Annotated in this window: 26 protein-coding genes and 1 tRNA gene; 11 read left to right on the forward strand and 16 right to left on the reverse strand. The window is 72.3% G+C overall.

Features of this window, described 5'->3' with window-relative positions; translation table 11 throughout:
• Positions 1–122: 122 nt before the first annotated feature.
• On the forward strand, positions 123–686 hold the full coding sequence (locus QWU11_RS29015) for a YceI family protein (protein WP_290117622.1): 564 nt from the start codon (positions 123–125) through the stop codon (positions 684–686).
• Positions 687–862: 176 nt separating this feature from the next.
• A complete protein-coding gene (locus QWU11_RS29020) occupies positions 863–1,819 on the forward strand; it encodes a sigma-70 family RNA polymerase sigma factor (protein WP_290117623.1) in 957 nt (318 codons plus the stop codon).
• Between the two features lie 16 nt (positions 1,820–1,835).
• Here QWU11_RS29020 and QWU11_RS29025 read toward each other — a convergent pair whose 3' ends face one another.
• Positions 1,836–2,216: an ankyrin repeat domain-containing protein gene (locus QWU11_RS29025; RefSeq protein WP_290117624.1), complete on the reverse strand. Its 381-nt coding sequence runs from the start codon at positions 2,214–2,216 to the stop codon at positions 1,836–1,838.
• Positions 2,217–2,347: 131 nt separating this feature from the next.
• A complete protein-coding gene (locus QWU11_RS29030; RefSeq protein WP_290117625.1) occupies positions 2,348–2,983 on the reverse strand; it encodes an acetamidase/formamidase family protein in 636 nt (211 codons plus the stop codon).
• A gap of 290 nt (positions 2,984–3,273) precedes the next feature.
• On the opposite strand from QWU11_RS29030, the gene QWU11_RS29035 reads away from it, so the two are divergent.
• Complete coding sequence (locus QWU11_RS29035) at positions 3,274–4,995, forward strand: beta-propeller domain-containing protein (RefSeq protein WP_290117626.1); 1,722 nt, start codon at positions 3,274–3,276, stop codon at positions 4,993–4,995.
• An 8-nt stretch (positions 4,996–5,003) separates the two neighbouring features.
• Here QWU11_RS29035 and QWU11_RS29040 read toward each other — a convergent pair whose 3' ends face one another.
• The 4 genes from QWU11_RS29040 to QWU11_RS29055 all read right to left on the reverse strand — a co-directional run bounded on the left by QWU11_RS29040 (position 5,004) and on the right by QWU11_RS29055 (position 9,203).
• The gene (locus QWU11_RS29040) at positions 5,004–6,101 is read right to left on the reverse strand and encodes a D-alanine--D-alanine ligase family protein (protein ID WP_290117627.1); all 1,098 of its coding nucleotides are present in this window, start codon (positions 6,099–6,101) and stop codon (positions 5,004–5,006) included.
• A gap of 94 nt (positions 6,102–6,195) precedes the next feature.
• Positions 6,196–7,449, reverse strand: a complete 1,254-nt coding sequence (locus QWU11_RS29045; protein ID WP_290117628.1) for an aminotransferase class I/II-fold pyridoxal phosphate-dependent enzyme — start codon at positions 7,447–7,449, stop codon at positions 6,196–6,198.
• Between the two features lie 3 nt (positions 7,450–7,452).
• Entirely contained in the window at positions 7,453–8,457 is a 1,005-nt protein-coding gene (locus QWU11_RS29050) for an NAD(P)H-dependent glycerol-3-phosphate dehydrogenase (protein ID WP_290117629.1), read from the reverse strand.
• On the reverse strand, positions 8,454–9,203 hold the full coding sequence (locus QWU11_RS29055; protein ID WP_290117630.1) for a lysophospholipid acyltransferase family protein: 750 nt from the start codon (positions 9,201–9,203) through the stop codon (positions 8,454–8,456). The genes QWU11_RS29050 and QWU11_RS29055 overlap by 4 nt, the downstream gene beginning before the upstream one ends.
• Positions 9,204–9,285: 82 nt before the next feature.
• On the opposite strand from QWU11_RS29055, the gene cofC reads away from it, so the two are divergent.
• A complete protein-coding gene (gene cofC, locus QWU11_RS29060) occupies positions 9,286–9,939 on the forward strand; it encodes a 2-phospho-L-lactate guanylyltransferase (protein WP_290117631.1) in 654 nt (217 codons plus the stop codon).
• A 10-nt stretch (positions 9,940–9,949) separates the two neighbouring features.
• The gene (locus QWU11_RS29065; RefSeq protein ID WP_290117632.1) at positions 9,950–10,150 is read left to right on the forward strand and encodes a hypothetical protein; all 201 of its coding nucleotides are present in this window, start codon (positions 9,950–9,952) and stop codon (positions 10,148–10,150) included.
• Positions 10,151–10,228: 78 nt separating this feature from the next.
• Here the strand turns inward: QWU11_RS29065 and QWU11_RS29070 are convergent, their stop codons facing one another.
• The 4 genes from QWU11_RS29070 to leuC all read right to left on the reverse strand — a co-directional run bounded on the left by QWU11_RS29070 (position 10,229) and on the right by leuC (position 12,939).
• Complete coding sequence (locus tag QWU11_RS29070) at positions 10,229–10,513, reverse strand: HU family DNA-binding protein (RefSeq protein WP_290117633.1); 285 nt, start codon at positions 10,511–10,513, stop codon at positions 10,229–10,231.
• 119 nt (positions 10,514–10,632) lie between these two features.
• Complete coding sequence (locus tag QWU11_RS29075) at positions 10,633–10,848, reverse strand: hypothetical protein (protein WP_290117634.1); 216 nt, start codon at positions 10,846–10,848, stop codon at positions 10,633–10,635.
• A gap of 83 nt (positions 10,849–10,931) precedes the next feature.
• Positions 10,932–11,522, reverse strand: coding sequence for a 3-isopropylmalate dehydratase small subunit (gene leuD / locus QWU11_RS29080; RefSeq protein ID WP_290117635.1), 591 nt, complete (start codon positions 11,520–11,522; stop codon positions 10,932–10,934).
• A gap of 19 nt (positions 11,523–11,541) precedes the next feature.
• Positions 11,542–12,939, reverse strand: a complete 1,398-nt coding sequence (gene leuC, locus QWU11_RS29085) for a 3-isopropylmalate dehydratase large subunit (protein ID WP_290117636.1) — start codon at positions 12,937–12,939, stop codon at positions 11,542–11,544.
• Between the two features lie 76 nt (positions 12,940–13,015).
• Here leuC and QWU11_RS29090 point away from each other — a divergent pair, with 76 nt between their 5' ends.
• Positions 13,016–13,729, forward strand: a complete 714-nt coding sequence (locus QWU11_RS29090) for an IclR family transcriptional regulator (protein ID WP_290117637.1) — start codon at positions 13,016–13,018, stop codon at positions 13,727–13,729.
• Positions 13,730–13,736: 7 nt separating this feature from the next.
• Here the strand turns inward: QWU11_RS29090 and QWU11_RS29095 are convergent, their stop codons facing one another.
• Positions 13,737–14,726: a TlpA disulfide reductase family protein gene (locus QWU11_RS29095; protein WP_354670913.1), complete on the reverse strand. Its 990-nt coding sequence runs from the start codon at positions 14,724–14,726 to the stop codon at positions 13,737–13,739.
• 73 nt (positions 14,727–14,799) lie between these two features.
• On the opposite strand from QWU11_RS29095, the gene QWU11_RS29100 reads away from it, so the two are divergent.
• The 3 genes from QWU11_RS29100 (at position 14,800) to QWU11_RS29110 (ending at position 17,267) form a co-directional block, all read left to right on the forward strand.
• Positions 14,800–15,432 carry a MerR family transcriptional regulator gene (locus QWU11_RS29100; protein WP_290117638.1) on the forward strand — a complete coding sequence of 211 codons (633 nt, stop codon included), beginning with the start codon at positions 14,800–14,802 and terminating at the stop codon, positions 15,430–15,432.
• 45 nt (positions 15,433–15,477) lie between these two features.
• Complete coding sequence (locus QWU11_RS29105; RefSeq protein WP_290117639.1) at positions 15,478–16,281, forward strand: hypothetical protein; 804 nt, start codon at positions 15,478–15,480, stop codon at positions 16,279–16,281.
• Positions 16,282–16,448: 167 nt separating this feature from the next.
• Positions 16,449–17,267 (forward strand): SAM-dependent methyltransferase, encoded by an 819-nt coding sequence (locus tag QWU11_RS29110; protein WP_290117640.1) that lies wholly within the window; start codon positions 16,449–16,451, stop codon positions 17,265–17,267.
• On the opposite strand, the gene QWU11_RS29115 is transcribed toward QWU11_RS29110, so the two are convergent.
• Both QWU11_RS29115 and QWU11_RS29120 read right to left on the reverse strand, forming a co-directional pair.
• Complete coding sequence (locus QWU11_RS29115) at positions 17,264–18,127, reverse strand: helix-turn-helix transcriptional regulator (RefSeq protein ID WP_290117641.1); 864 nt, start codon at positions 18,125–18,127, stop codon at positions 17,264–17,266. The genes QWU11_RS29110 and QWU11_RS29115 overlap by 4 nt on opposite strands.
• A gap of 110 nt (positions 18,128–18,237) precedes the next feature.
• Positions 18,238–18,474 carry a DUF397 domain-containing protein gene (locus tag QWU11_RS29120; RefSeq protein WP_290117642.1) on the reverse strand — a complete coding sequence of 79 codons (237 nt, stop codon included), beginning with the start codon at positions 18,472–18,474 and terminating at the stop codon, positions 18,238–18,240.
• 369 nt (positions 18,475–18,843) lie between these two features.
• On the opposite strand from QWU11_RS29120, the gene QWU11_RS29125 reads away from it, so the two are divergent.
• Complete coding sequence (locus QWU11_RS29125; RefSeq protein WP_290117643.1) at positions 18,844–19,173, forward strand: ATP-binding protein; 330 nt, start codon at positions 18,844–18,846, stop codon at positions 19,171–19,173.
• 26 nt (positions 19,174–19,199) lie between these two features.
• Here the strand turns inward: QWU11_RS29125 and QWU11_RS29130 are convergent, their stop codons facing one another.
• The gene (locus QWU11_RS29130) at positions 19,200–20,234 is read right to left on the reverse strand and encodes a DUF2332 domain-containing protein (protein ID WP_290117644.1); all 1,035 of its coding nucleotides are present in this window, start codon (positions 20,232–20,234) and stop codon (positions 19,200–19,202) included.
• Between the two features lie 94 nt (positions 20,235–20,328).
• Here QWU11_RS29130 and QWU11_RS29135 point away from each other — a divergent pair, with 94 nt between their 5' ends.
• The gene (locus tag QWU11_RS29135) at positions 20,329–23,466 is read left to right on the forward strand and encodes a BTAD domain-containing putative transcriptional regulator (protein WP_290117645.1); all 3,138 of its coding nucleotides are present in this window, start codon (positions 20,329–20,331) and stop codon (positions 23,464–23,466) included.
• A gap of 115 nt (positions 23,467–23,581) precedes the next feature.
• Here the strand turns inward: QWU11_RS29135 and QWU11_RS29140 are convergent.
• Together QWU11_RS29140 and QWU11_RS29145 are read right to left on the reverse strand one after the other, a co-directional pair.
• Positions 23,582–23,654: transfer RNA gene (locus QWU11_RS29140), tRNA-Glu, on the reverse strand.
• 219 nt (positions 23,655–23,873) lie between these two features.
• Positions 23,874–24,659 (reverse strand): endonuclease/exonuclease/phosphatase family protein, encoded by a 786-nt coding sequence (locus tag QWU11_RS29145; protein WP_290117646.1) that lies wholly within the window; start codon positions 24,657–24,659, stop codon positions 23,874–23,876.
• Positions 24,660–24,757 lie beyond the last annotated feature (98 nt).

Raw genomic sequence — 24,757 nt, forward strand, 5'->3', positions numbered from 1 at the left:
GGTGTCGGTGTCGCTCGTACGGACCGACGATACGGTCCGGGCGGACGGACCGGCTTCGGCCTCCGACTTGCATTTGGTTTAAGTTTCAACTACGCTCAGGCACATTGTTGAAGGTTCAAGCAATGGAGGATCTCATGACCGCCCTCGCCAGTGAACTCGGTCTCCCGACCGGCACGTGGAACATCGACCCGGCCCACTCCGAGGTCGCGTTCGTCATCCGGCACCTGATGACCAAGGTCCGTGGCTCGTTCACCGAGTTCTCGGGCTCGCTGGAGATCGCCGAGAACGTCACGGAGTCCAAGGCGACCGTCGAGATCCAGATCAAGTCGATCGACACCCGCAACTCCGACCGTGACGCCCACATCCGGTCCGCGGAGATTCTCGACCTGGACAACCACCCCGCCATGACGTTCGTCACCAACGGCGTGCGCGAGAACGGCAGCGACAAGTACTTCCTCGACGGCACCCTCACGATCAGGGACGTCACCCGCCCGATCACGCTGGACCTGGAGTTCAACGGCACCGACACCGACCCCTGGGGCGGCACGCGCGTCGGTTTCAGCGCCACGACCTCGATCAGCCGTAAGGAGTACGGCATCGAGTTCAACATCCCGCTCGGCGGCGACAAGGCCCTGCTCGGCGACAACGTCGACGTGCAGCTCGAGGTCCAGGCCGTCAAGGCCTGATCCACAAGGGCCGGCGGCTCCCCGCCGGCCCGATCCGCGTGACGAAGAGCACCCTGCGACTTTGCGCCTGGTGCTCTTCGCCGTGTTGGCAAAGCCGACATTCGGGGTATCGCGGAACAGCAAAGGGGAGATCAGCGTTGATCCATACGGGATCCGACGTGAGAGCGAGGTGGCCCATGGCGGCGACCACGAACAGTGGCAGGCGTATAAGGCGGCCCGGACGTGCCGCCGACGGCGACCTGCTGGGCGCCTACTTGGACGAAATCGCCGCGACGCCTCTGCTCACGGCCGAACAGGAGATCGAGCTGGCCCTGGCCATGGAGGCCGGCCTGCTCGCGCACAACCATCTCGACAGCGGCACGCACCCCGAAGGGGCGACGCAGGACGAGCTGGAGGAGGTCGCGGCGCGCGGCGACGCGGCCAAGGACCGGTTCATCCTCGCCAACCTGCGCCTGGTCGTCTCCGTGGCGCGGCGCTACCCCACCGACGGCATGAGCCTGCTCGACCTGATCCAGGAGGGCACGATCGGCCTGATCAGGGCGGTCGAGGGCTTCGACCCGCGCCGGGGCTTCAAGTTCTCCACGTACGCCACCTGGTGGATCCGGCAGGCGATCGGCCGCGCCCTGGCCAACTCCTCCCGGTCCGTACGCCTCCCGGGGGCCGTGCACACCGACGTCAACCGGCTCCGCAAGGCCCGGCGTGAGCTCGTGCTGCTCACCGGCTCCGAGCCCACCGACGAGGAGCTCGCCGCCGAGCTCGACCTGCCGGTCGAGCGCATCGGCGAGCTGGATCGCTGGGACCGTACGCCGGCCAGCCTGGACGCGGTCGTCGGAGAGGACGAGGAGACCTCGCTGGGCGACCTGCTCGCCGACGAGGACGCCCCGTCGCCCGAGGACGCGGCCATGGACGCCGCCCAGCTGGAGATCATCGACGGGATGCTCGACCGGCTGGAGCCGCGCGAGGCCGTGGTCCTGCGGGCGCGCTACGGCCTGGAGGACGGCACCGAGCACAGCCGCCGCGAGATCGCGACGCGGCTCGGGGTCTCGGCCGAGCGCGTACGGCAGATGGAGCTGGCCGCGCTGCGGCGCATGCGGGAGATGGTGCAGCGGCTGGACGCGCCGCTCGCCGCCTGAGGGCAGGACCGGCGCCTCATGCGCCGAACCAGCCCAGGAAGTCGTCATGGCCGAACATCCGGGCCGTGTCGGCGGCCGACGGGGCGCCCGCGCGGGGGTCGGCGCCCGCGTCGAGCAGGGCGCGTACCACCTCGGGCTCCTTCTTGAAGACCGCGCCCGCCAGCGGCGTCTGACCGCGGTCGTTGGCCCGCCCCGGATCGGCGCCCCGGTCGAGCAGCGCTCGTACGGTCTCGGGGCGCCCGTGGTAGGCGGCGAGCATCAGCAGGGAGTCGCCCGCCTCGTTGGTGAGGTCGGCCGGTACACCGGCGTCGACGTACGCGGTGAGCGCGTCGGTCTGCCCGGTACGGGCGAGGCCGAACAGCTTGGTCGCGAACTCCACCAGCTCTGGATCGTCCATCGAGTCAAGCATGCCATGGAGAGACGCCGAGGGATGCGGGAGACGAATCGCATCCCTCGGCGTGGTGCCTCCTGACGGTTCGGTGCTCTCGCTAGGCCTTCACCTCCTCATCCGCGCCGCGCTCGCGCGCTTCAGGCGACTTCGACGGTCAGTCCCGCGACCGTCGCGTCGAGGGAACTGGTCGTGATCGGCATGAGAACCGGTTCGCTGACCCGGAACCGCTCCATGCCGCGCTTGGTGAGATGGACCCTCAGGTCGAGCCAGCCGTCCTGGGTCCGGCATCCGCCCTCGTCGGGGAAGTGCAGGTCGCCGGCCGAGATGCGGGCGCCCGGGACGTGCACGGGCAGCAGGATCTGCGACCGCGGCGGGAGCTTGCGGCACGAGGCGCGCACCGGTTCGGCGCGGGCGGCCACCCGCTCGTGGTCGGCCGAGGCGGGCGCGATCCGGCCCAGCAGGGCGCCGGAGGGGTCGTTCCCGGCGTTCCGGAGCATCGCGTGCGACGGCGCGCACCCGAGGATGCCCGGATGGCCGGCCCCCGCGAAGCACCCGTCGAGGCGGCCGAGGCCCAGGATCTCGATCATGATGAGGTCGCCCGGCTCGGCGCCGACGACGCCGATCGGCCCGCACAGGACGTCGGCGCCCTGGCAGTTCAGGCGGACGGAGCCTCCGGCGATCACCTCCGCGACCGCCGGTATGTCGGGGTGCCAGCGGTTGTGACCGGGGACGTACTGCACGGTCCGGAGCGGTGCGGCGGGCGTGAACAGCAAGTGCCGGTCCCTTCTGTTCGTCGAGGCGCGTGCGTCGTTCTGAGGGGCGAACGTCTTGGGTCAATCCTGCACGTCGAGCTGTTTCACCCGGGTTTCGCGGCTTTTAACGCGCAGTCAATTGAAGTTCACCGGAACCGTGAGGGCCCCGTCCGCGTCCAAGTCCCATGGGCTCCGAGTCGACGTCAGGCGCCCGGCCGGTCCTCGCGGTCGCGGTAGCCGGATTGATCATCGCTGGATGCGGCGCCGGCGGCGCACGTTCTCCTGTCCCCTCATCGCCCGCGCTGCGGCTGGTGGCCTACGACGACTGCGGCGAGCTGCTCAGCGGGCTGCGCAAGGCCACCGCGGCCCAGGTCGGTCCGTACGGCCTGGCGGGCGGGCCGATCATGCACCCGCTGGCGCCGGGGCGCGTCCCCGGTGACGCGCAGGCCGACAAGCCCGCCGCGACGCCGCACTCCGACACCAACGTCCAGGAACCCGGGGTCGACGAACCCGACCTGGTCAAGACCGACGGCCGCCGCATCGTCACCACGGCGGCCGGGCGGCTCCACGTGGTCGACGCCGCCTCGCGCAAGGAGACCGGCACGGTCGACCTGGGGGCCGGCGCCGCCTGGTCCTCCGGAGAGCTGCTCCTCAGCGGCGACCGGGCGCTCGTGGTGCTGCGCCCGGCGCTCACCTTCACGCGCGGCGAGCCCGGCATCGTGGACGGCGGCGTCGCCGCTCCCAAAGGGCAGGGGCCCCGGCTGGTCCTCGTGGACCTGTCCGGGCCGCCTCGCGTCGTGAGCTCCCTGCAGGCCGACGGCGCCTATGTGGACGCCCGCCAGGTCGGCTCGGTCGCCCGGGTCATCGTGCGCTCCGCGCCCCGCCTGACGTTCCCCCGGAGGCGCGGCGGCAGCGACGCCGACGCTACCGCGGCCGACCGCGCCGCCGTACGGGCCGCGCCGCTCGACGCGTGGCTGCCGCGCTACAGCGTCACCCGCGGCGGCCGTACGCAGGCGGAGAAGGTCCCGTGCGCCCAGGTCAGCCACCCGGCTTCCTACACCGGGCTCTCGCTGGTGTCGGTGCTGTCGGTCGACCTGACCGGCGACATGGCCGACGCCGCGCCGGTCAGTGTCGTGGCGGGCGGCCAGACGGTCTACGGCTCGGGCACCGCCCTCTACGTCACGGACCGGCCGGCGGGCCCGGACCGTACCGATGTCTACCGCTTCGACACCGGCGGCTCGGGGCCGCCGAGGTTCGCCGCGGCCGGCTCGGTCCCCGGCGCCGTGCTGAACCAGTACTCCCTGTCGGAGTACGCCGGGAACCTGCGCGTCGCCACCACCTCCGGCCAGGAGGCCGGGCCGCCCGGCACACCGCCGCCGACCGAGAGCGCGGTGTACGTCCTCGCGCGGCGGGGAGCGAAGCTGGTGCGCGTGGGCATGATCGGCGGACTCGGCCACGGGGAGCGCATCTACGCCGTGCGCTTCGCCGGGCCGGCGGGCTACGTCGTGACGTTCCGGCAGACCGACCCGCTCTACGCCCTCGACCTGCGCGACCCGGCCAAGCCGCGGGCCACCGGCGAGCTGAAGCTCAGCGGCTACTCGGCGTACCTGCATCCGGCCGGCGACGGGCGGCTCATCGGGGTCGGCCAGCAGGCCGACGCGAACGGCCGCGCGAAGGGGCTCCAGGTCGCCCTGTTCGACGTGCGCGACCCGGCCGCGCCGCGCCGGATCAGCGGGTACACCGTCGGGTCCATGGGGTCGATGGCCGAGTTCGACCCGCACGCGTTCCTGTACTGGCCGCAGAGCGGGCTGACCGTCCTGCCGCTGGGCGGGCCGGGCGAGGACGGCGCGCTGGCGCTGAGCGTCACTCCGGCGGGCGTCCACCGGCTGGGCCACGTGACCCCGCCGAAGACCGCGGGCGCCGTCCAGCGCGCGCTCGTCGTCGGCGACACGCTGTGGACCCTGACGCCGACCGGGCTGCAGGCCAACGACCTGACCGGCCCGACCAAGACCGCCTGGCTGCCCTTCGCTTAGCCACTCGCCTAGCGGAGGCCGACGGGCCGCTGCATCGCCGTACGGATCCAGCGGTCCACGAGGGCGCGGTAGTCCAGGCCGGTCGCCGCCCACATCTTCGGGAACGCCGACGCGGGCGTGCACCCGGGCATCGTGTTGATCTCGTTGAGGACCACGCGGCCGTCGGGGGTGTAGAAGAAGTCGACCCGGGCCAGGCCCTCGCAGGACAGGGCCTCGAAGGCCTGCACCGACAGCTTGCGCACCTCTTCGATCACCGCGGGCGGCAGGTCCGGCGGGATGTCGAGGCGCAGGCCCTCGTCGAGGTACTTCGCCTCGAAGTCGTAGTAGTCGTGGCCGGAGCCGACGCGCACCTCGGCGGGCAGGCTGGCCTCCGGCGGGTCGTCGTCCAGCCCCTCCAGGACGCCGCACTCGATCTCGCGGCCCTCGATGGCGGCCTCGACGATGACCTTGGGGTCGTGCTCGCGCGCGGTCTCGACCGCGGCCTCCAGGTCCGCCTCGGACTCCACCCGGGAGATGCCCATGCTGGAGCCGGCCCGCGCGGGCTTGACGAACACCGGCCAGCCGAGCTCCTTGACCTCGTCCACGACGCGCTTGCGCTCGCGCCGCCAGCGGCGGTCGCCGATGACGACGTGCGGGCCGACCGGGAGCCCGGCACCCTGCCAGACGACCTTCATGAAGCCCTTGTCCATGCTCGCGGCGCTGGCGAACACGCCCGCGCCCACGTAGCGGACCCCGGCGAGCTCCAGCAGGCCCTGGATCGTGCCGTCCTCGCCGTACGGGCCGTGCAGCAGCGGCAGCACCACGTCGACGTCGCCGAGGGCGCGCGGCACCTCGCCGGGCTCGATGACCATCAGGCCGCTGCCGCCCGGGTCGAACGGGAGCGCCAGCGGCAGGCCGTCGCCGGCCACCTCGGGCAGGCGTCCCTCCTCGATCGCGAGCCGCTGCCCGGAGGTCAGGACCCACCGGCCGTCGCGCGCGATGCCCACCGGGACGATCTCATAGCGGTCGGTGTCGATCGCCGCCATGACGCTGCCCGCGGTGAGACAGGAGATCGCATGCTCCGAGCTTCGTCCGCCGAAAACGACGGCGACACGGACCTTTTTCATGCCATCCACCTCTTCTCACCTGCACCAGAAACGCGGCCCTTGACCATACACGGCATTTCGCCACGAACGACCGCGCCCAACCGCCCTGACCGAATTATGGGTTGAATGCCCCGTCCGGCATCCCCGCGTGCCCAATCGCGGTCAACGCGTTGGTCACGTCGAAGATCAGGTCGTCGGCGTCCTCGAGCCCGACGGAGAACCGCACGGCCCCCGGATCGATGCCCGCGGCGGCCAGCGCGTGCTCGTCCATCTGCCGGTGCGTGGTGGAGGCCACGTGGCCGGCCAGCGTGTGGGTGCCGCCCAGAGAGGGGGCGACCAGACCGAGGCGCAGGCCGTCCGCCAGGGCCATGCCCGCCGCCCGCCCGCCGTACGGCGTGATCGTCACGACCGCGCCGAACCGCGTGCCCTCCGGCCCGGAGTCGTACAGCCGCCGGGCCGTCTCGTGGCCCGGGTGCCCGGGCAGGCCCGGGTAGTCGACCCGCGCGACGGCCGGGTGCCGGGCGACCGCCGCGGCGAGCTGGGCGGCCGTGTCGCACTGCCGCCGTACGCGCAGGGGCAGCGTCTCCAGGCCGCGGCGCAGCAGGAACGCCTCGTCGGGCGCGAGCATGCCGCCGGTGTGGATGCGGACCGTACGGACCGGCCCGATCAGCCCGCCGCGGCCGACCACGACGCCGCCGGTGGCGTCGCTGTGCCCGCCGATGTACTTGGTCGCCGAGTGGACGACCAGGTCGGCGCCGTGCTCCAGCGGGCGGCACACGACCGGCGTGGCGAAGGTCGAGTCGACGACGAGCAGCGCGTCCGCCTCGTGCGCCGCCTCGGCCAGCGCCGGGATGTCGGCGACGGCCATGGTCGGGTTCGCGAGCGTCTCGGCCCACACGAGGCGCGTCTCGGGCCGGATCGCCGCGCGCACCCGGCCCAGGTCGGTCGTGTCGACGAAGTCGGTGTGCACGCCGAACCGCGACAGCAGCTCGGCGAGCAGGCCGTAGGTGCCGCCGTAGGCCGCCGTGGGCGCCACCACGTGCGCACCGGCGTGCGTGAACGCCAGCAGGACCGCGCTGATCGCGGCCATGCCGGAGGCGAACGCCTGCCCGGCGACGCCGCCGCCGGCCCGTACGCCCTCCATGGCCGCGACCGCCTGGGCGAACGCGTCGGCGGTCGGGTTGTCCACACGGCTGTAGGAGTAGCCCGGCGCGCGGTCGCCGAGGACGTCGGCGTACTCCTGTGAGGTGTCGAAGCTGTAGGTGGTGCTGCGCCACACCGCCCCGCCCAGCGCGGACTGGGCGGGGACCGGAGGCGGGGGCAGGTGGACGGCGCGGGTGTTCTCCCCGGGCGGGGGCGCCTCAGTCATGGTTCAGACTCCGTAGCGTTCGGGCTTGGGCGTGCGCGACATCAGCAGCCGGCCGGCCTCGACCGGGCTCAGGCCGCCGTGCATGACCGCGACGATCGCCTCGGTGATGGGCATCTCGACGTGGTGGCGGCGGGCGAGTTCCAGGACGGCGTCGCAGGACTTGACGCCCTCGGCCGTCTGCCGGGTCGCCTTGGTGACCTCCTCCAGGCTCATGCCCCGGCCGAGGTTCTCGCCGAACGTCCGGTTGCGCGACAGCGGCGAGCTGCACGTGGCGACGAGGTCGCCCATGCCCGCCAGCCCGGCGAAGGTGTGCTGGTCGGCGCCTAGCGCCGCGCCGAGGCGGGCGATCTCGGCGAGCCCGCGCGTCATGAGCAGGGCGCTCACGTTGGCGCCCATGCCCATGCCGACCGCGATGCCGACCGCGAGCGCGATGACGTTCTTGACCGCGCCGCCGAGCTCGCAGCCGACCACGTCCAGGTTGGTGTACGCGCGGAAGTAGGGGGTCATGCAGGCGAGCTGGAGCTTCTGCGCGGTGGGCTCGTCGGCGCAGGCCACGACGGCGGCCGAGGGCTGTTCGAGCGCGATCTCGCGGGCGAGGTTGGGCCCGCTGACCACGGCGACCCGCTCGGCCGGCACGTCCGCGACCTCGCGGATGACCTCGCTCATCCGCTCGCAGGTGCCGAGCTCGATGCCCTTCATGAGGCTCACCAGCACCGTGTCGCCGCCGATCAGCGGCCGCCACTCCGACAGGTTGGCGCGCAGCGTCTGCGCGGGCACGGCCAGGACGACGTACGTCGCGCCGTCGAGCGCCCCGGCGACGTCGGTCGTGGCGCGCAGGCGTTCGGGCAGCGTGCAGTCCGGGAGATAGTCGGGGTTGCGCCGGGTCTCGTTGATCGCCTCGACGACGCCCGTACGGCGTCCCCACATCATCACGTCGCCACCGGCGTCGGCGAGCACCTTGGCGAAGACGGTCCCCCACGAACCTGCCCCGAGTACGGCGGTCTTCAAGAGGCCTTGGCCTCCTTGTCCTGGTCGTCCGTGCCCTTCTTGCCGGCGCGGGCCGTGTGGTGGTCATAGAGCACCTCCGGCGGCGTCTGCCCGCGCAGCTCCCCCAGCAGCTCCGCGATGGCCCGCATGATGTCGTCGGTGGCCGCGGTCAGCGTCTCGGCGTCGAGCGGCCTGCCCTCGTACTTCGACAGGTCCACCGGCGGCCCGGCGGCCACGTGCATCGTCTTGCGCGGGAACGGCCGGAACCTCTTCGTACCGTACGGCAGGACCTCCTGCGCTCCCCAGTGGGCCACCGGGATCACGGGCACGCCGGTCGCGAGGGCGACCCGGGCGGCGCCGGTCTTGCCGGTCATCGGCCACAGCTCCGGGTCACGGGTGCAGGTGCCCTCAGGGTAGAAGATCAGGCATTCGCCGGCGCGCAGGCCCTTCTCGGCGTCGCGGAGCGCGAGGCCGGCGTCCGCGCGGTCGCGGTAGACCGGGATCTGGCCCGTACGGCGGAGGATGTGGCCGACGACCCGGCTCCGGAAGACCGAGTCCTTGGCGAGGTAGACGGGGAACCGGCCCGCCGTGTATACGAAGTGGGCCATGACCAGCGGGTCCGCTTCCGAAATGTGGTTGGGCGCGATCACCACGCCGCCCTCGCCCGGGATGTTGTCCTGGCCCTTCCAGTCGCGCTTGAGCAGGTTGAACAGCAAAGGCCGCAGGATCCCCACCACGATCGTGCGCCATACGGGCGAATAGTTCATTGCCCATCTCCTAGGTCCGTACCCGCGGAACCGCGGGGTCTGGTCAAGTCTCGCGGTTGGTTCCGCATAGTGTCGACCCACGATGCCTCGTACCCACCGCCTCACCTGGACTCTCGTCGTGCCGGTCAAACCGCTGGCACGCGCGAAGTCACGCCTTTCCGGACCGGCCGGGCCGCACCGCGAGCGGCTCGCGCTGGCCATCGCGACCGACACGGTATCGGCCGTACTCCGATCTTCGCGGGTGCAGGGGGTCGTGGTCGTCACCGACGATCCGATCGCCGCGCCGGAGCTCGCGGCGCTCGGCGCCGTCATCGTGCCGGACGAGCCCGACAGCGGCCTGAACCCCGCGCTCGTGCACGGCGTGGCCCACGCGCGCCTGCGCGCCCCCGACAGCGCGGTGGGCGCGCTGAGCGCCGACCTGCCCGCCCTGCGCCCCGCCGAGCTGGACCGGGTGCTGGAGGCCGCCGCCGCGGCGCCGAACGCCTTCGTGCCCGACGCGGCCGGGATCGGCACCACGCTCTACACCGCACGCCCGGGAGCGGACTTCTCCCCCGCGTTCGGCACGGACTCCCGGCTGCGGCACCGCGAGGGCGGCGCGCGGGAGCTGGCCCTGGACGACGTGCCGAGCGTACGCCGCGACGTCGACACCATCGAGGACCTGCGCGTGGCCCTCGAACTCGGCGTCGGCCCCCGCACCGCCTCCGTGGCCCCCCTGCTCCCCCTCGCACGCCATTAGGCTCTGAGGCATGCAGGCGACGGTGAAGGCGTACGACCGCGAGACCCGCAGCGGGAGCGTGCTGCTCGACGACGGGACCGAGGTGGCGTTCGGCGCGCTGGCGTTCGACGCGGGCGGCCTGCGGCTGCTGCGGCTCGGCCAGCGGGTCAACATCGCCGTCGACGGCGAGTGGATCACCGCCATCACGCTGTCCACGTTCCCCCTGCCCTGAGCGGGGTTCAACGACGACGGCGCCCGGGAGACGATGTCTCCACGGGCGCCGTAGCCGTATGCGGGTTATCTGTGGCGGTTACTTTTTCTTTGGACCGGCCACCTGGCCCTTGAAGTCGGCACCGGCCTTGAACTTCGGCACCGACGTCGCTGGAACCTTGATGGTGGCGCCTGTCGCCGGGTTGCGGGCCTCTCGGGCCGGCCGATCGGCCTTCTCGAAGGATCCGAAGCCAGTGATGGCGACCTTCTCCCCCTTGGCGACGGTGACCTGGATGGTGTCCAGAATCGCGTCGACGGCCTCCGTGGCGACCTTCTTACTGCCCACTCGTTCGGCGACAGCGTCGACGAGCTCACGCTTGTTCATGGGTTGCTCCTCTTCCCCCTTGCTCGCTTGAAACTAGGGGACTCACAGCATCTACACAATCACCCATGGCCGAGGTTTTCGGCTGTGTCGCAGGCGGAAGTGCCGTTCGGGGTACGTTTTCATCGCTCTCCGAGATCGTTCAAGAACGATTCGAGGCGTCTCAGGGCGAGCGCGGCATCCCGCTTGGCGAGGTCGGTGATGACCAGCAAATGCCGGGTCATCTGGGGTCTGACCTGCGGCGGAAGGCCCGCGACCCGGACATGAGCGATCCGCAGCCCGTCCGCCAGAGCGTCGAGCTGCGGATCGTTCCACCGGGGTCCGTCCGGTGCGGTCATAATCACACCCGAGTTTCGTGGCGCGCCGGTGTGGCGCGCACGCCGACAGGGCGGCAAGCGCCCCGTCAGCGTACTCAGGTGTGTCAGGCGGTCACCGGGAGCCAGGACCGCCGGTCCTGCTCGAACGCGGTGATCTCGTCCGCGTGGCGCAGCGTCAGGCCGATGTCGTCGAGGCCCTCCAGCAGCCGCCAGCGGGTGTAGTCGTCGAGCTCGAAGGACAGTACTCCGCTCTCGCCGGAGCGCAGCTCGCGCGCGGCGAGGTCGATGGTGAACTCCCCGGCGGGGTTCGCCTCGATCTCGCCCTGTAGGCGCTCGACGTCGGCCTCGGGCAGCTCGATCGGCAGCAGGCCCATCTTGGTGGCGTTGTTGCGGAAGATGTCGCCGAACCGGGCCGAGACGACGGCGCGGAAGCCGTACTGCTGCAGCGCCCAGACGGCGTGCTCGCGCGAGGATCCGGTGCCGAAGTCCGGGCCGGCGACCAGGATCGAGGCCCCGGCGTACTCCGGCCGGTTGAGCACGAAGCCCGGGTCCTCGCGCCAGGCGCCGAACAGGCCCTTCTCGAAACCCGTACGGCTGACCTGCTTGAGCCAGACCGCCGGGATGATCTGGTCGGTGTCGACGTTGCTGCGCCGGAGCGGCACGGCGCGCCCGGTGTGGGTGGTGAAGGCGTCCATGACAGGCGGAACTCCTCGGTTACAGGTCGGCGGGCGCGGCCAGGTGGCCGGTGACGGCGGTGGCCGCGGCGACGGCCGGTGAGACCAGGTGGGTACGGCCGCCCTTGCCCTGCCGGCCCTCGAAGTTGCGGTTGGAGGTCGAGGCGCTGCGCTCCCCCGGTTTGAGCTGGTCGGGGTTCATGCCCAGGCACATCGAACAGCCGGCCTCGCGCCACTCGGCACCGGCCTCGGTGAACACGGCGTTAAGGCCCTCTTCCTCGGCCTGCGCCTTGACCTTCATCGAGCCCGGCACGATCAGCATGCGGACGCCGTCGGCGACCTTGCGGCCCTTGATGATGTCCGCGGCGGCCCGCAGGTCCTCGATGCGGCCGTTGGTGCAGGAGCCGACGAACACGGTGTTCACCGCGATGTCGCGCAGCGGCGTGCCCGCGCTGAGGCCCATGTACTCCAGCGCCCGCTCGGCGGCGCTGCGCCGGGTCGGGTCGTCGTACTCGGCCGGGTCCGGCACGCTCGCGCCGAGCGGCGCGCCCTGGCCGGGGTTGGTGCCCCAGGTGACGAACGGGGTCAGCTCGGAGGCGTCGATGACGACCTCGCGGTCGAAGGTCGCGTCGTCGTCGGTGCGCAGCGACCGCCAGTACTCCTTGGCGGCCTCCCAGTCGTCTCCTTGAGGCGCGTGCGGGCGGCCCTCCAGGTAGGCGAAGGTCGTCTCGTCCGGCGCGATCATGCCGGCGCGGGCCCCGGCCTCGATCGACATGTTGCAGACCGTCATCCGGCCCTCCATCGACAGCGACCGGATGGCCTCGCCGCGGTACTCGATGATGTGGCCCTGGCCGCCGCCGGTGCCGATGCGGGCGATGATCGCCAGGATCAGGTCCTTGGCCGTGACGCCGTGCGGGAGCTCGCCCTCGACGGTGACCGCCATCATCTTGGGACGCTTCTGCGGCAGCGTCTGGGTGGCGAGGACGTGCTCGACCTCGCTCGTGCCGATGCCGAAGGCCAGCGCGCCGAAGGCGCCGTGCGTCGAGGTGTGCGAGTCGCCGCAGACCACCGTCATGCCCGGCTGGGTCAGCCCGAGCTGCGGGCCGATGACGTGCACGATGCCCTGCCCCGCGTCACCCATCGGGTAGAGGCGCACGCCGAACTCGGCGCAGTTCTTGCGCAGCGTCTCCACCTGCGTGCGCGACACCGGGTCGGCGATCGGCAGGAGGATGTCGCTCGTGGGGACGTTGTGGTCCTCGGTCGCGATCGTGAGGTCGGGGCGGCGGATCGTGCGGTTCGCCATCCGCAGGCCGTCGAAGGCCTGCGGGCTGGTCACCTCGTGGATGAGGTGAAGATCGATGTAGAGCACGTCCGGCTCGCCGTCTGCTCTGTGCACGACGTGCGCGTCGTAAACCTTGTCCGCAAGTGTCCGGCCCATCACTTCACCTCTTCTTGGTCCTGGGCTCCTTCGCTCACGACTTGCATCTCAGATGGCGAGACGTCAGTATCGAGGCATGGACAACTCTAGCGGAGTCGGCGTACTTGACAAAGCGGTGCTCGTCTTGAACGCCCTAGAGTCCGGGCCCGCGTCGCTGGCCCAGCTCGTGCAGACGACCGGCCTGGCCAGGCCGACCGCGCATCGGCTGGCCGTCGCGCTGGAGCACCACCGGCTGGTCCACCGCGACACCCAGGGCCGGTTCATCCTCGGCCCCCGGCTGGCCGAGCTCGCCGCCGCCGCGGGCGAGGACCGCCTGCTGGCCGTGGCCCAGCCGATCCTGACCCAGCTGCGCGACCTGACCGGCGAGAGCGCCCAGCTGTACCGCCGCCAGGGCGACGCGCGGGTCTGCGTGGCGGCGGCCGAGCGGATGAGCGGCCTGCGCGACACCGTCCCGGTGGGCACGTCCCTGCCGATGACCGCGGGGTCCGCGGCCCAGATCCTGCTGGCCTGGGAGGAGCCGGACCGCCTGCACCGGGGCCTGCGCGGCGCGAAGTTCACCGCGACCACCCTGGCGTCGGTACGCCGCCGGGGCTGGGCCCAGAGCGTCGCCGAGCGCGAGCAGGGCGTCGCGTCGGTGTCGGCGCCGATCCGGGGCACGGGCGCCCGGGTGATCGCCGCCATCTCGGTCTCCGGCCCGATCGAGCGGCTGAGCCGCTCCCCGGGCCGCATGCACGCCCCGCCGATCCTCGCCGCCGCGGAGAAGATCTCCGAGTCCATGCGCCGCCCCTGACCCACGCCTACCCGACGTTCAGCGGCCGGTAGACGGGGATCCCGCGGGCCCGCAGTTCCTCGCGCAGGGCGAAGTAGGCGTCACCGAAGGGGTCCGTGCCGACCAGGGGCATCAGGCCGCGGCGGATGGCCACGTCGTGCGGAGCCAGTTCGGCGGCCCTGGCGAGGTGCCGGGCGGCGGCGTCCGCGCGGCCCTCGCGGGCCAGCCACACCGCGAGCCGGGCGTGGGCGCGGGCGCGCTGTTCCTCACGGGTCGGCACCCGCAGGTTCTCCTCGATCTGGGCGTCCGTGAGGCCGCGGTCGCCCTCGGCCACCCAGCGGCGCAGGGCCGCCAGGGACGCCTCCGAGTCGATGCCGTTCATCGAGCGGAACAGGTCCGTCGCCGTCTGGGTGTCCTGCGGCCGCGCGATGCGGCCCTCCTCGTCGATCCAGACGACCGTCGGGACGTTGATGACGTTGTAGCGCTCGGCGACGATCCCGTCCGCGTCGACCAGGGCCGGATGCGTCAGGTCCGACTGCCAGGGCCTCGCCTGGGCCGGGTCGCGGTCGCAGGCCACGCTCACGACCGTCAGGCCGCTCGGCTCCAGCGCCCGGTGGCGCTCCTCCCACGCCGGCAGGTCGTACCGGCAGCCGCACCACGACGCCCAGAACACCAGCGCCACCTTGCGGCCGCGGAACTCGCTCAGGGAACGGCCGTCGAGCGTGAAGTCCGGCGCCCGCCCGCCGGGGGGCATCGGCGCCGCGTCGGCCAGGGCGATCACGCGCTCATCGCGGTCGACGGCGGCGACCTTGCCGGTCAGCTCCGCGAAGGCGACGACGTCGACGCCTCGATCGTCCTCCGCCGCCCGTGCGGCGGCGGCCGGGACGCACGCGTCGTCACGGCACCAGCCGTGCGGCTTGCGGACCCAGCCGAGCAGCGGCGCGCTGAGCGGCGCCCGCAGGTCGGCGTCCAGGTCGAGCCGCTCTTCGCGGCCGTCGGTCAGCAGAACGTGGTCCATCGGGCGCCCCTCATTGGATAGTGACACTCTCCAATAATTGGATAGCGCTAGTATCCAAGTCAAGGGGGGAGCCATGAAGGTCTCAGAACTCAGCGATCGCAGCGGCCTGCCGGTCCAGACGATCAAGTACTACATCCGTGAGGGCCTGCTGCCGAAGGGCGCGGCCACCGCCGCGACCAGGGCCGAGTACGACGACGGCCATCTGGAGCGGCTCCGGCTGATCCGCGCCCTCCGCGAGGTGGGCGACCTGCCGATCGCGTCGGTGAAGCGCGTCGTCGGCGCGGTCGACGACGAGGACATCGGGCTGCACGACCTGCTCGGCACCGCGGCGTACGCGCTGAGCCCGGTCGCCGAGCCGCAGCCGGAGGACCCGGACTGGCGGGCCGCGCGGGAGGACGTGGACGCGATCGTCGCCGAGCTCGGCTGGCGGGTGACGAAGGACGCGCCGACCCGTGACCTGCTCGCGCAGGCGTTCCTCGCCCTGCGCGGCCTCGGGCGGCCGATCGTCTGGACCGAGCTGCGCCCCTACATCGAGGCCGCCACGATCATCGCCGAGCACGAGGTCGGGGGGATGTCCTTCGAAGGCGACCGCGGCCGGGCCGTGGAGACGGCGGTCGCGACCAACGTGCTGTACGAGAAGGTGCTGCTCGCGCTACGCCGGATGGCGCAGGAGAACGCCTCCGCCGAGCGGTTCATCGAGGACTGAGATCCGCGGCTTCACGGCACGTCCGTCGCGGGTAATCATGGCGGTGTGGAGTTCGCCACGGCCGCCGACGAGCTGTACGGCGTCCTGCCCTCGGAGTTCACGGCGACGCGCAAGCGGCTGGCCGGCGAGCTCTCACGCGAGGACGGCCGCCGCCTCACCGCGCTGCGCCGGCCGACCGTGCCCGCGTGGGCGGTGAACCGGCTCGTACGCGACGGTGCCATCGGCCCGCTCCTCGACCTGGGCGAGCGCATGCGCACGGCGTGGTCGGACGGCGGCGACCTCGCCTCGCTCGACGGCGAGCGCGGCTCCCTCGTCGCCGACCTCGTACGCCGGGCCCGCGCACTGGCCGACGAGGCCGGGCGGCCCCTGAGCGACGCTTTCGCCGACGAGGTCGAGGAGACGCTGCGGGCCGCCATCGCCGACTCCTCGGCCGCCGAGGCCGTACGCGCCGGGCGGCTCGACCATCCGCTGCGGCACGCCGGTTTCGGGCCCTTCGGCGCCGCCGCTCCCCCGGCCGCGAAGCCCCCGAAGCCGGCAAAGCCCCCGAAGAAGCCGAGCGAGGATCGCGAGCGCAAGCGCCGGGCGGAGGAGGCACGGGCCGCCGAGCGCCAGGCCGATGCGGCCGAACGCTCCCTCGCCGAGTGGGAGTCCGCCCTCGCGGAGGCGCGGGGCCGGCTGGCCGAGGCCGACGACGACCTCGGCGCGCTGCGCGAACGGTTGCGCGAGGCCGAGACCCGGCGCGCGGACCTCGACCGCAAGGCCCAGGTGGCCGAACGCGAACACGACCGCACGGCGCGTACGGCCAAGGACGCACGCCGCAAGGCACGGCGGCTCGCGCGCGACCTTTGAATACCGGCCGGTACCCCTTTTTTAATGGTCGTATCCGACCATTTCCACGTGCGCGAATCTCCACATCGTCCCAGCTCACATTGCGTCCATCGCGCCCAGCGACCGAGCGGAACGTGCGATCCCACGCGTGCGGTCTAAGATCAAGGCAAAGCGCAAGAAAGGATGAGATGGTGACCGGCGCGGCGCGGCGGGCCTTCGGGGAGTTCGACACGTCCAAACCCAATATCGCCCGCATGAACGACTATTTCCTCGGCGGTAAGGACAATTTCGCCGCCGACCGGCGAGCCGCCGAGGCGCTGCTCGCGATCGCTCCCGAACTCAGGACCATGGCGACGGAGAACCGCCGGTTTCTCGGGCGGGCCGTGCGCTACATCGCCGAGCAGGGCGTCCGGCAGTTCTTCGACATCGGGTCCGGCCTCCCGACCCGGCAGAACACCCACGAGGTGGCGCGCGCGGTGGTCCCCGGCGCCCGCGTGGTGTATATCGACAGCGACCCGGTCGTCATCTCACACGGCCAGGCGATCCTCGCCTGCGACGAGCACACCGCCGTGGTCGAGGGCGACATCCTGCACCCGGAGGACCTCGTCTCCGACCGTCACGTGCGCCGCCTCGTCGACTTCGACGAGCCGATGGCCATCATGATCTTCGGCGCGCTGCACTTCATCCCGCACGTGGACGACCCGTTCACGAGCGTCGCCTGGCTGCGCGACACCATCCCGGCCGGGAGCTACCTGGCGCTCTCGCACGTCGTCTTCGACGCGAGGCCGGACGCCGCGCGCCCGATCAAGGACATCTACGGCGACATCCTCGGCCGCCCGAACACGGGCGGCACACGGACGACCGACGACGTGCGCCGGTTCTTCGACGGTTTCGAGCTGGTCGACCCGGGCCTGGTCTACGTGCGCCAGTGGCGGCCCGACATCCGCCCGAGCAGGCGGAGCGCCGAGGCCGTCTGGACCGTCGGCGGAGTCGGCCGCAGGCCCTAGAAGTCGCGCAGGATGCGGTGGAGGGTGTCGCGGATCTCCGAGGCCGGCTGGGCGTCGATACAGAGCCGCTCCATGACCATGTGGTAGTGATCCACGTCGTCGCGCTTGTCGAGGTAGAGCGCGCTGGTGAGCTGTTCGAGGTAGACCACGTCCGGCAGGTCGCGCTCGGCGAACCGCAGGATGCTGAACGGCCCGCCGGCCGCCGCGTGGCCGCCCCGGTTGAAGGGCACCATCTGGAGCGTGACGTTGGGGAGCTCGGTCACCTCGACCAGGTGCTCCAGCTGCCGGCGCATCACCTTTCCGCCGCCCAGCGGACGGCGGAGCACCGCCTCGTCGACCACCGCCCACAGGTGCGGTGACTGCGGTGCGGACAGCAGCGACTGCCGCCGCATGCGCAGGCCGACGCGCCGCTCCACCTCGTGCCCGGGCGACGTCGGGTGCCCGAGCAGTGTCACGGCGCGTGCGTAGTCCTCGGTCTGGAGCAGCCCGGGAACGAACTGGACCTCGTACGTGCGGATCCGCGAGGCGGCCTCTTCGAGGCCGATGTAGATCTCGAACCAGTTGGGAAGGATGTCGGAGTAGCTGTGCCACCAGCCGGGAGCGCTCGTCCGGTCGGCGAGCGACAGCATCGCCTCACGCACGTCCGGCTCGGCGAGCCCGTAGAGCGTCAGCAGGTCCGCGACGTCGCGGCGCCGGAAACGCACCCGGCCGAGCTCCATCCGGCTGATCTTGGAGTGGGACGCCCGGATCGCCGTCCCGGCCTCCTCACACGTGATCTGCCGTTCTTCGCGCAACCGCCGCAACTGCGAGCCCAGCACGATGCGCAGCACGGTCGGGCCACCACGATGCTGGCCGAACATGCTGCCGGCAGACTCTTCACCGCCGGGCTGGGACCCGATCATGTGCTCCCCTAAGGACACTGGAATCGGCCCAGTGTCCCACTGGAGCCTCTCGTTGCAAAGCGCTTGCCTCAAGCAAGCATGTGATCGAAGTCGCCGTCCTTGGCCCCCTTGATGAATGCGTCGATCTCCGCCCTCGTGTAGAGCAGCGCGGGTCCGTCCGGGAACCGCGAGTTGCGGATCGCGATCTCTCCGCACGGCAGTTCGGCCAGTTCCACGCAGTTGCCGCTCGGATTGCTGACATGGCTCTTGAGCCAGCTGGCCTCTCGCAAGCTGGCCGCCGATATTCCGTTGTAGGCCTGATACATCTCGCCCTCCAAGCCGTCAATCGAGGACTGCCGGTCCGCTGAAACACGGCCCGGGCCGCTCCCCCCGGCAAACCAACGCCCGTGCACTTGCACGTGCATCCGTGCGTGCAAGTGTGCTTGCATATGCACGACTTGAGGAGCAAGATAGCGGAACGACGCACCACACGCCTTGCGACGAACACGACTTCCCCAGGGTTCGCAATGAACATCCCGCCGCCGAGCGAAACGACCGGTATCCCACTCAATGACCAGGGTTGGGACGACTGGCTGCACCCTTTTGACGGCAGACCCCGGCCACAGGGCGACCGCCCTCTGGTCGCGGCCAGTGACCTTCCCCCCGAAGTCGCATCGCCGGGCATAGCGCGGCATGTGACCAAAGCCACACTTGTTCGCTGGAGTCTGGGCGAGTTCTACGACGACGCAGCGGTCGTCGTCTCCGAACTCGTGACGAACGCCATCCGCTACGGGCTCAGCCCGGGCGCCGGCAGTCTCCTGCGGCTGGTGCTCGTGCGCTACGAATGCCAGCTGGTCTGCATGGTCACCGACCCGACCGACACCGCCCCGAAGATGCAGGAGCCGGACTGGGTCACCGAGACCGGCCGGGGCCTGCACATCATCGAGGCGATGAGCCGGGCATGGGGCTGGACCCCTCTGCTCGGCGGGGGCAAGGCGGTGTGGGCCTCGTTCGCCATCCTCTGACCACCCCGTCTTAGTACGGACCGGCCTCAGACCGGTCCGGCCAGCCATTCTCCGTGTCCATGGCCGACGGCAAGCAACCGTCCCGGCCCGGCGTCCCGGCTCAGCGTGAGGCCGAAGGAGGTCTCGTCGAGGCCCTCGTAGGCCTCGTACGACAGATGGAACAGCGCGTGGTCGCGCCCGACGTCCGCGATGGCCGCGTCGAACGCCTCGCGCCGCCCGGCCGGCACGTGGATCCGCGTCGCCGAGTGGAAGACCACCACCGGCGCTCCCCTCGGCACCTCCGCGACGACCTGCGGCAGCACCTCGACCGCGTCCCCCGCGACCGTACGCGGAGGGTTTCGCGCCACCGCTTCGAGCGCCGCGTCCTGCAGCACCGCGTGCGCGCCGTTCTCCGGCCAGACCAGCGCCCGGAGCCACCGCCTCTCGTCCGGATCGGTGGCATCGATCGGGTTGAGGTCGATGCCGACCCGGTCCGCGAGGTCCGGAACGGGATCGAGGTCCGGAGCCGCCGTCTCACCGCGCCAGGCCGCCGACACGACGACCGGTGAGGACGCCCTCCCCCACGTCCGCCCGGCGAAGTCGTACCGGTAGTCGTCGAACCGCAGGTGCACCCCGGCACTGCACCCCACCTCGACCAGCGTCACCGGCTCACGCGTCATCGACGCGACCACCGCGAGGCCGGCGCGCAGGACCAGGGACCGCTTCACCACGTTGGTCTGCACGAGGCGGCGGCGCATCAGCGCGACGATCTCGGCGCGCCGGTCCAGGCAGAAGGCGGTGAACGCCGGCCCCGGGTCGCCCTCCGCGGTACCGCCGAGCGAGGGGTACCAGGCCGCCAGCTCGTGCGCCGGATCGCGCAGAAGCAGGTAGTGCACCGACGCGAACAGCAGGTTGGACGGGATCTGGCCCGCCCGCGCCTGCGCCGCGACGGCGAGCAGGCGCTCGTCGCCCGCGACCACCTGGCCGACGCGGGAGTAGAGCGGCGAGCCGGCGAAATGGAGCGGCGACGCGGCGAACAGACCGGCCAGCGTGTCGTCGCCGGCCCCCATGACGGTGCTCATGGCGGAAATCGTCGCAACATCGTCAATGATGGTCAATGTTGATTTCGATCAATACGTACCCCTGATTCCGCCGGTATGGGCGACAATCAACGCCATGTGGTTCGGCATCCTGGGCGCGACGGAGGTGCGCTCCGCCGACGGCGGCGTCGTACCGGTCGGCGGGCCACGGGTGCGTTCCCTCCTCGCCCTCCTGCTGCTGAGCGCCGGGCGGCCGGTCACCGCCGAACGCCTCATCGACGGGCTGTACGGCGAAGAGCCCCCGTCCGGCGCGGCCAACGCCCTCCAGTCCCAGGTCTCGCGGCTCCGCCGCGGGCTGGGCGACGCCGGGGACCTGGTCGCGTTCGACGCGGCCGGCTACCGGCTCGCCGTCGACCCCGACGACGTCGACGCCCACCGGTTCGAGCGCCTCCTCGCCGAGGGACGGCGCGCGGCAGATCCGGCCGAGGCGGCCCGCCTGCTGCGCGCGGCCCTCGACCTGTGGCGCGGGCCAGCGTTCGCCGACGTGAGCGCGGCCCCGTTCGCCGCGGCGCAGACCGCGCGGCTGGAGGAACTGCGCGTCTCCGCGGTCGAGGAGCGCGCCGAGGCCGAGCTGGCGCTGGGCGGCCACCGCGACCTCGTCCCCGAGCTCACCGCGCTGGTCACGGCGTACCCGCTGCGCGAGCGGCCGCGCGGGCTCCTCATGCGGGCGCTGTACGGCAGCGGACGGCAGGCCGACGCGCTCGCGGTCTTCGACGATGCGCGGCGTACCCTCGCCGAGGACCTCGGCGCCGACCCCTCGCCCGAGCTCACCGCCGTGCACCTCGCCGTGCTCCGCGCCGAGCCCGAGCCCGTCTCGGCGGCGCCCGCCGGACTTCCCGCGCAGCTGACCAGCTTCGTCGGCCGCGAGGAGGAGCTCCAGCGGATCGGCGGGCTTCTCGCCGCCGGACGGCTCGTCACGCTCCTCGGGCCCGGCGGCGCGGGCAAGACACGCCTGGCGATCGAGGCGGCCGGCCAGGAGAAGGGCGAGGTCCGCTTCGTCGACCTGGCCCCGATCGGCGCAGGCCAGGAGGCCGCCGGACAAGGCTGCACGGTCGCCCAGGCGGTGATCGAGGCGCTCGGCCTGCGCGAGACCGGCCTGTTCGCGCAACCGCCGGAGCAGCGACCCGACCCGGCCGGGCGGCTGGTCGCCGCCCTGTCCGAGCGCCGGATCCTGCTCATCCTCGACAACTGCGAGCACGTCATCGGCAACGCGGCCCGGCTCGCGGGCCGCCTGCTCGGCGCCTGTCCCGGCGTACGCGTGCTGGCCACGAGCCGCGAGCCGCTCGGCATCACCGGCGAGGCGCTGTGCCCGCTCCCGCCGCTCCCCCTCCCCCCGCCCGCGGCGGACGCGCCCGGCGCACTCGGCTATCCGGCGATCCGCCTGTTCGCCGATCGCGCCGCCGCCGTGCGCCCCGGCTTCGATCCGGCCGCCGAGGTGGAGACGATCCAGCGGATCTGCGTCGCGCTGGACGGGCTGCCGCTGGCCATCGAGCTGGCCGCCGCGCGGCTGCGCGCGCTCACGGTCGCCGAGATCGCCGCGCGGCTGGACGACCGGTTCCGGCTGCTGTCGCGCGGCGACCGTACGAAGGCGCCGCGGCACCGGACCCTGCGCGCGGTGATCGAGTGGAGCTGGGACCTCCTGCGCGACGACGAGCGGACGCTGGCCCGGCGGCTCACGGTGTTCGCCGGCGGCGCGACGCCCGAGGCCGTGGCCGAGGTGTGCGGAATGCCGGCCGAGGAGGCCGACGAGCTGCTCGCCGACCTCGTCGACAAGTCCCTGATCGAGGACTCCGCGGGCCGTTACCGCATGCTGGACACGATCCGGGCGTTCTGCGCCGAGCGGCTGGCCGAGGCCGGCGAGCGGGACGCCGTCCACGCGGCGCACACCGCGTACTTCCTGGACCTGGCCGAGACCGCCGAGCCGTACATGCGGCGTGCCGAGCAGGTGGAGTGGCTGGCCCGGCTGGGCGCCGACCACGGCAACCTCATGGCGGCGCTGCGCCGGGCCGTCCACGCCGACCGCCGCCTGGCGCTGCGGCTGCTCGCCGCGATGGTGTCGTACTGGTGGCTGCGCGGCCTGCGCACCGAGGGCGTGCCCGAGGCCGTGGAGCTGCTCGGCCTCATCGGGCCCGAGCCGCCCGCCGGGCTGGAGGAGGAGTACGTCCTGGCCCTCATGACGGCCGTGCACGGCGGGGTCCAGGGACCGCTGGTCCGCGACCACCGCCGGATCATCGAGTCGATCATGGCGAACCTCGATCCTGGCCACCCGCCGCTGCGGCCCATGGTCACCGTGCTCTGGGCGGTCAGCTCGGGCCCCACCGACGCGGACGTCGAGCTGCAGGAACGCCTGATGGCCCAGGACCCGTGGTCGTGGGCGCTCCGCCACTTCGGGTGGGGCTACATCCGGATGTTCTCCGGCGACGCGACCGGGGCCGGGGCGGAGTTCGAGGCGAGCGTCGAGGGGTTCCGTACGACCGGCGACCGCTGGGGACTGGCCGGCGCGCTCACGGCCCTGGCACGGCTCACCGCCGCTCGTGGCGAGGACGGCCGGTCGGTCGCCCTGGCCGATGAGGCGTTCACGCTGGTGAGCGAGCTCGGCGCCGCCGAGGACACGACCGACCTGCTGTGCCTGCGCGCCGAGCGGATGACGCGGGCCGGCGACTTCACGCAGGCGCGTGCCTGTTACGAGCGGGCCGGTGAGTTCGCCCGCCGGTCGGGAGCGGCGCCGACGGTGGCGCACGTCCGGCACGGGCTCGCCGAGCTGGCCCGGCTGAGCGGCGACCTCGCCGAGGCCCGCCGCCAGGGCGAGAGCGCGCTGAGCGTGTGCACGAGCGAGGCGTTCGGCGTCCACGAGGTACGGGCGCGGGTGCTCGTCGGGCTCGGCCGGGTGGCGGAGGCCGAGGGCGACGCCGCCGGGGCCGGCTCCCGGTACCGCCAGGCGCTCGCCCTGAGCGCCGGGTACGGCGACCTGCGGGCGGTCGCGGACGTCGCCGAGGGCATGGCCGGGGTCGCGCTGTGCTCGAAGGATGGGGAGCGGGCCGCGCTCCTGCTCGGCGCCGGCACCGCGCTGCGCGGGATGTCCGTCGCCGGAGATCCGGACGTCGCCCGCGTCGCCGGCGGGGCACGGGAGCTGATCGGCGACGCGGCGTACGCCTCGGCCTTCGAACGCGGCGCGGAGCTGCCCTCGCAGGAGGCGCTAGCGCTGCTCGGCTGAGCCACGCGTCAGCATTTCGGAAAGGCATGGGGCGGGCGTGATTCGTGGTGCTCCGGAGAAGGCGCCATAAATGGGAAAAGGCCGACCACCGTTATGGTGATCAGCCTTTGACCTGTAGTCCCGACCGGATTTGAACCGGCGTTACCGCCTTGAGAGGGCGGCGTCCTAGGCCACTAGACGACGGGACCTCATCTGCCCGCTTGGTCTTCCTTGCGGGGCGACGCCCAGCTTAGCGGACGTTCTCCCGTTGCACGAACCGGGTTCTTCGCACCCGGCCCCTGCGTAACCCCGACGTACAGGGCCCTGCCGGAAGACCAGCGCGGCCAGCATACCGATGGTCGGCGACGGCGCCAAACGGCGACGCTCCCCCAATCTCACCGCGCAATTCGGGCCGCCGGAACTGTCGCTCAGTACCGCAGGTCGGCGAGGACTCCGTAGTGGTCGGAGGGGAGTACGCCGTCGACCGCCTCGGTGCCGACCACCTCGCAGTGGACCGGATGGCCCGCGCCGCCGCGCCGTGGCCAGGCGGAGAAGACATGGTCGATCCGGCGGTCGGGCCACAGCATCGGCACCGCCCAGGAGTTGGTCCGCGCCCAGGTGTGGCCGGGCCCGCCCGTGCCCGCGGTCTCCCACGCGTCGTAACAGACGAGCTCCGGCACCGCGGGGGCGGACCTGCCGGTGAGGAGACGGATCTCGTCGCTGTCCGGATCCGCGTTGAAGTCGCCGCACACGACCGTCGGGCCGCGCCGCCGCTGGACGTCCGCGACGAACGCCGCCACCTCGCGCACCTGCGCCTGCCGTACGGCGCTGTGCTCCAGCCGCCACGTCAGCGCCACTACGAAGACCTGGACGGCCCCGCGCGGACCGGCGATCTCGGCGAACAGGACCGCGCCGGTGCCGTCCTCGGGCCCGGCGAGCGTGCGGTACTCGTGGCGCTCGACGGGCCAGCGGGACAGGACCGCCACTCCTTCGCCCTCGCCGGCGAACACGTGGTGCGGCATCCCCAGCCGCTCGCCCTGCCCGTCCCAGGCCTCGACCAGGCCGACGATGTCCGGGTCGTGGCGCTCCAGCGTCGCGAGGACGGCCTTCTCACGCCGCTCCCACGGGCCGAAGCGCGCCCAGACGTTCCAGGTCAGGAGCCGCAGCGTGCTCTCGATGAGCGGCCCGTACGGCTCCGCGATGTCGTACGCCACGCGGCGAACGATAGCCCCGGGACGATCAGAAATCGAGGGCGTCCCTGGACCGCCCGCAGCCGCCGCGCCGGCGCGGAGCCGGGCCGGTCGCAACCGTC

Source organism: Actinomadura sp. DC4, assembly GCF_030406325.1.
Lineage (GTDB): Bacteria > Actinomycetota > Actinomycetes > Streptosporangiales > Streptosporangiaceae > Actinoallomurus.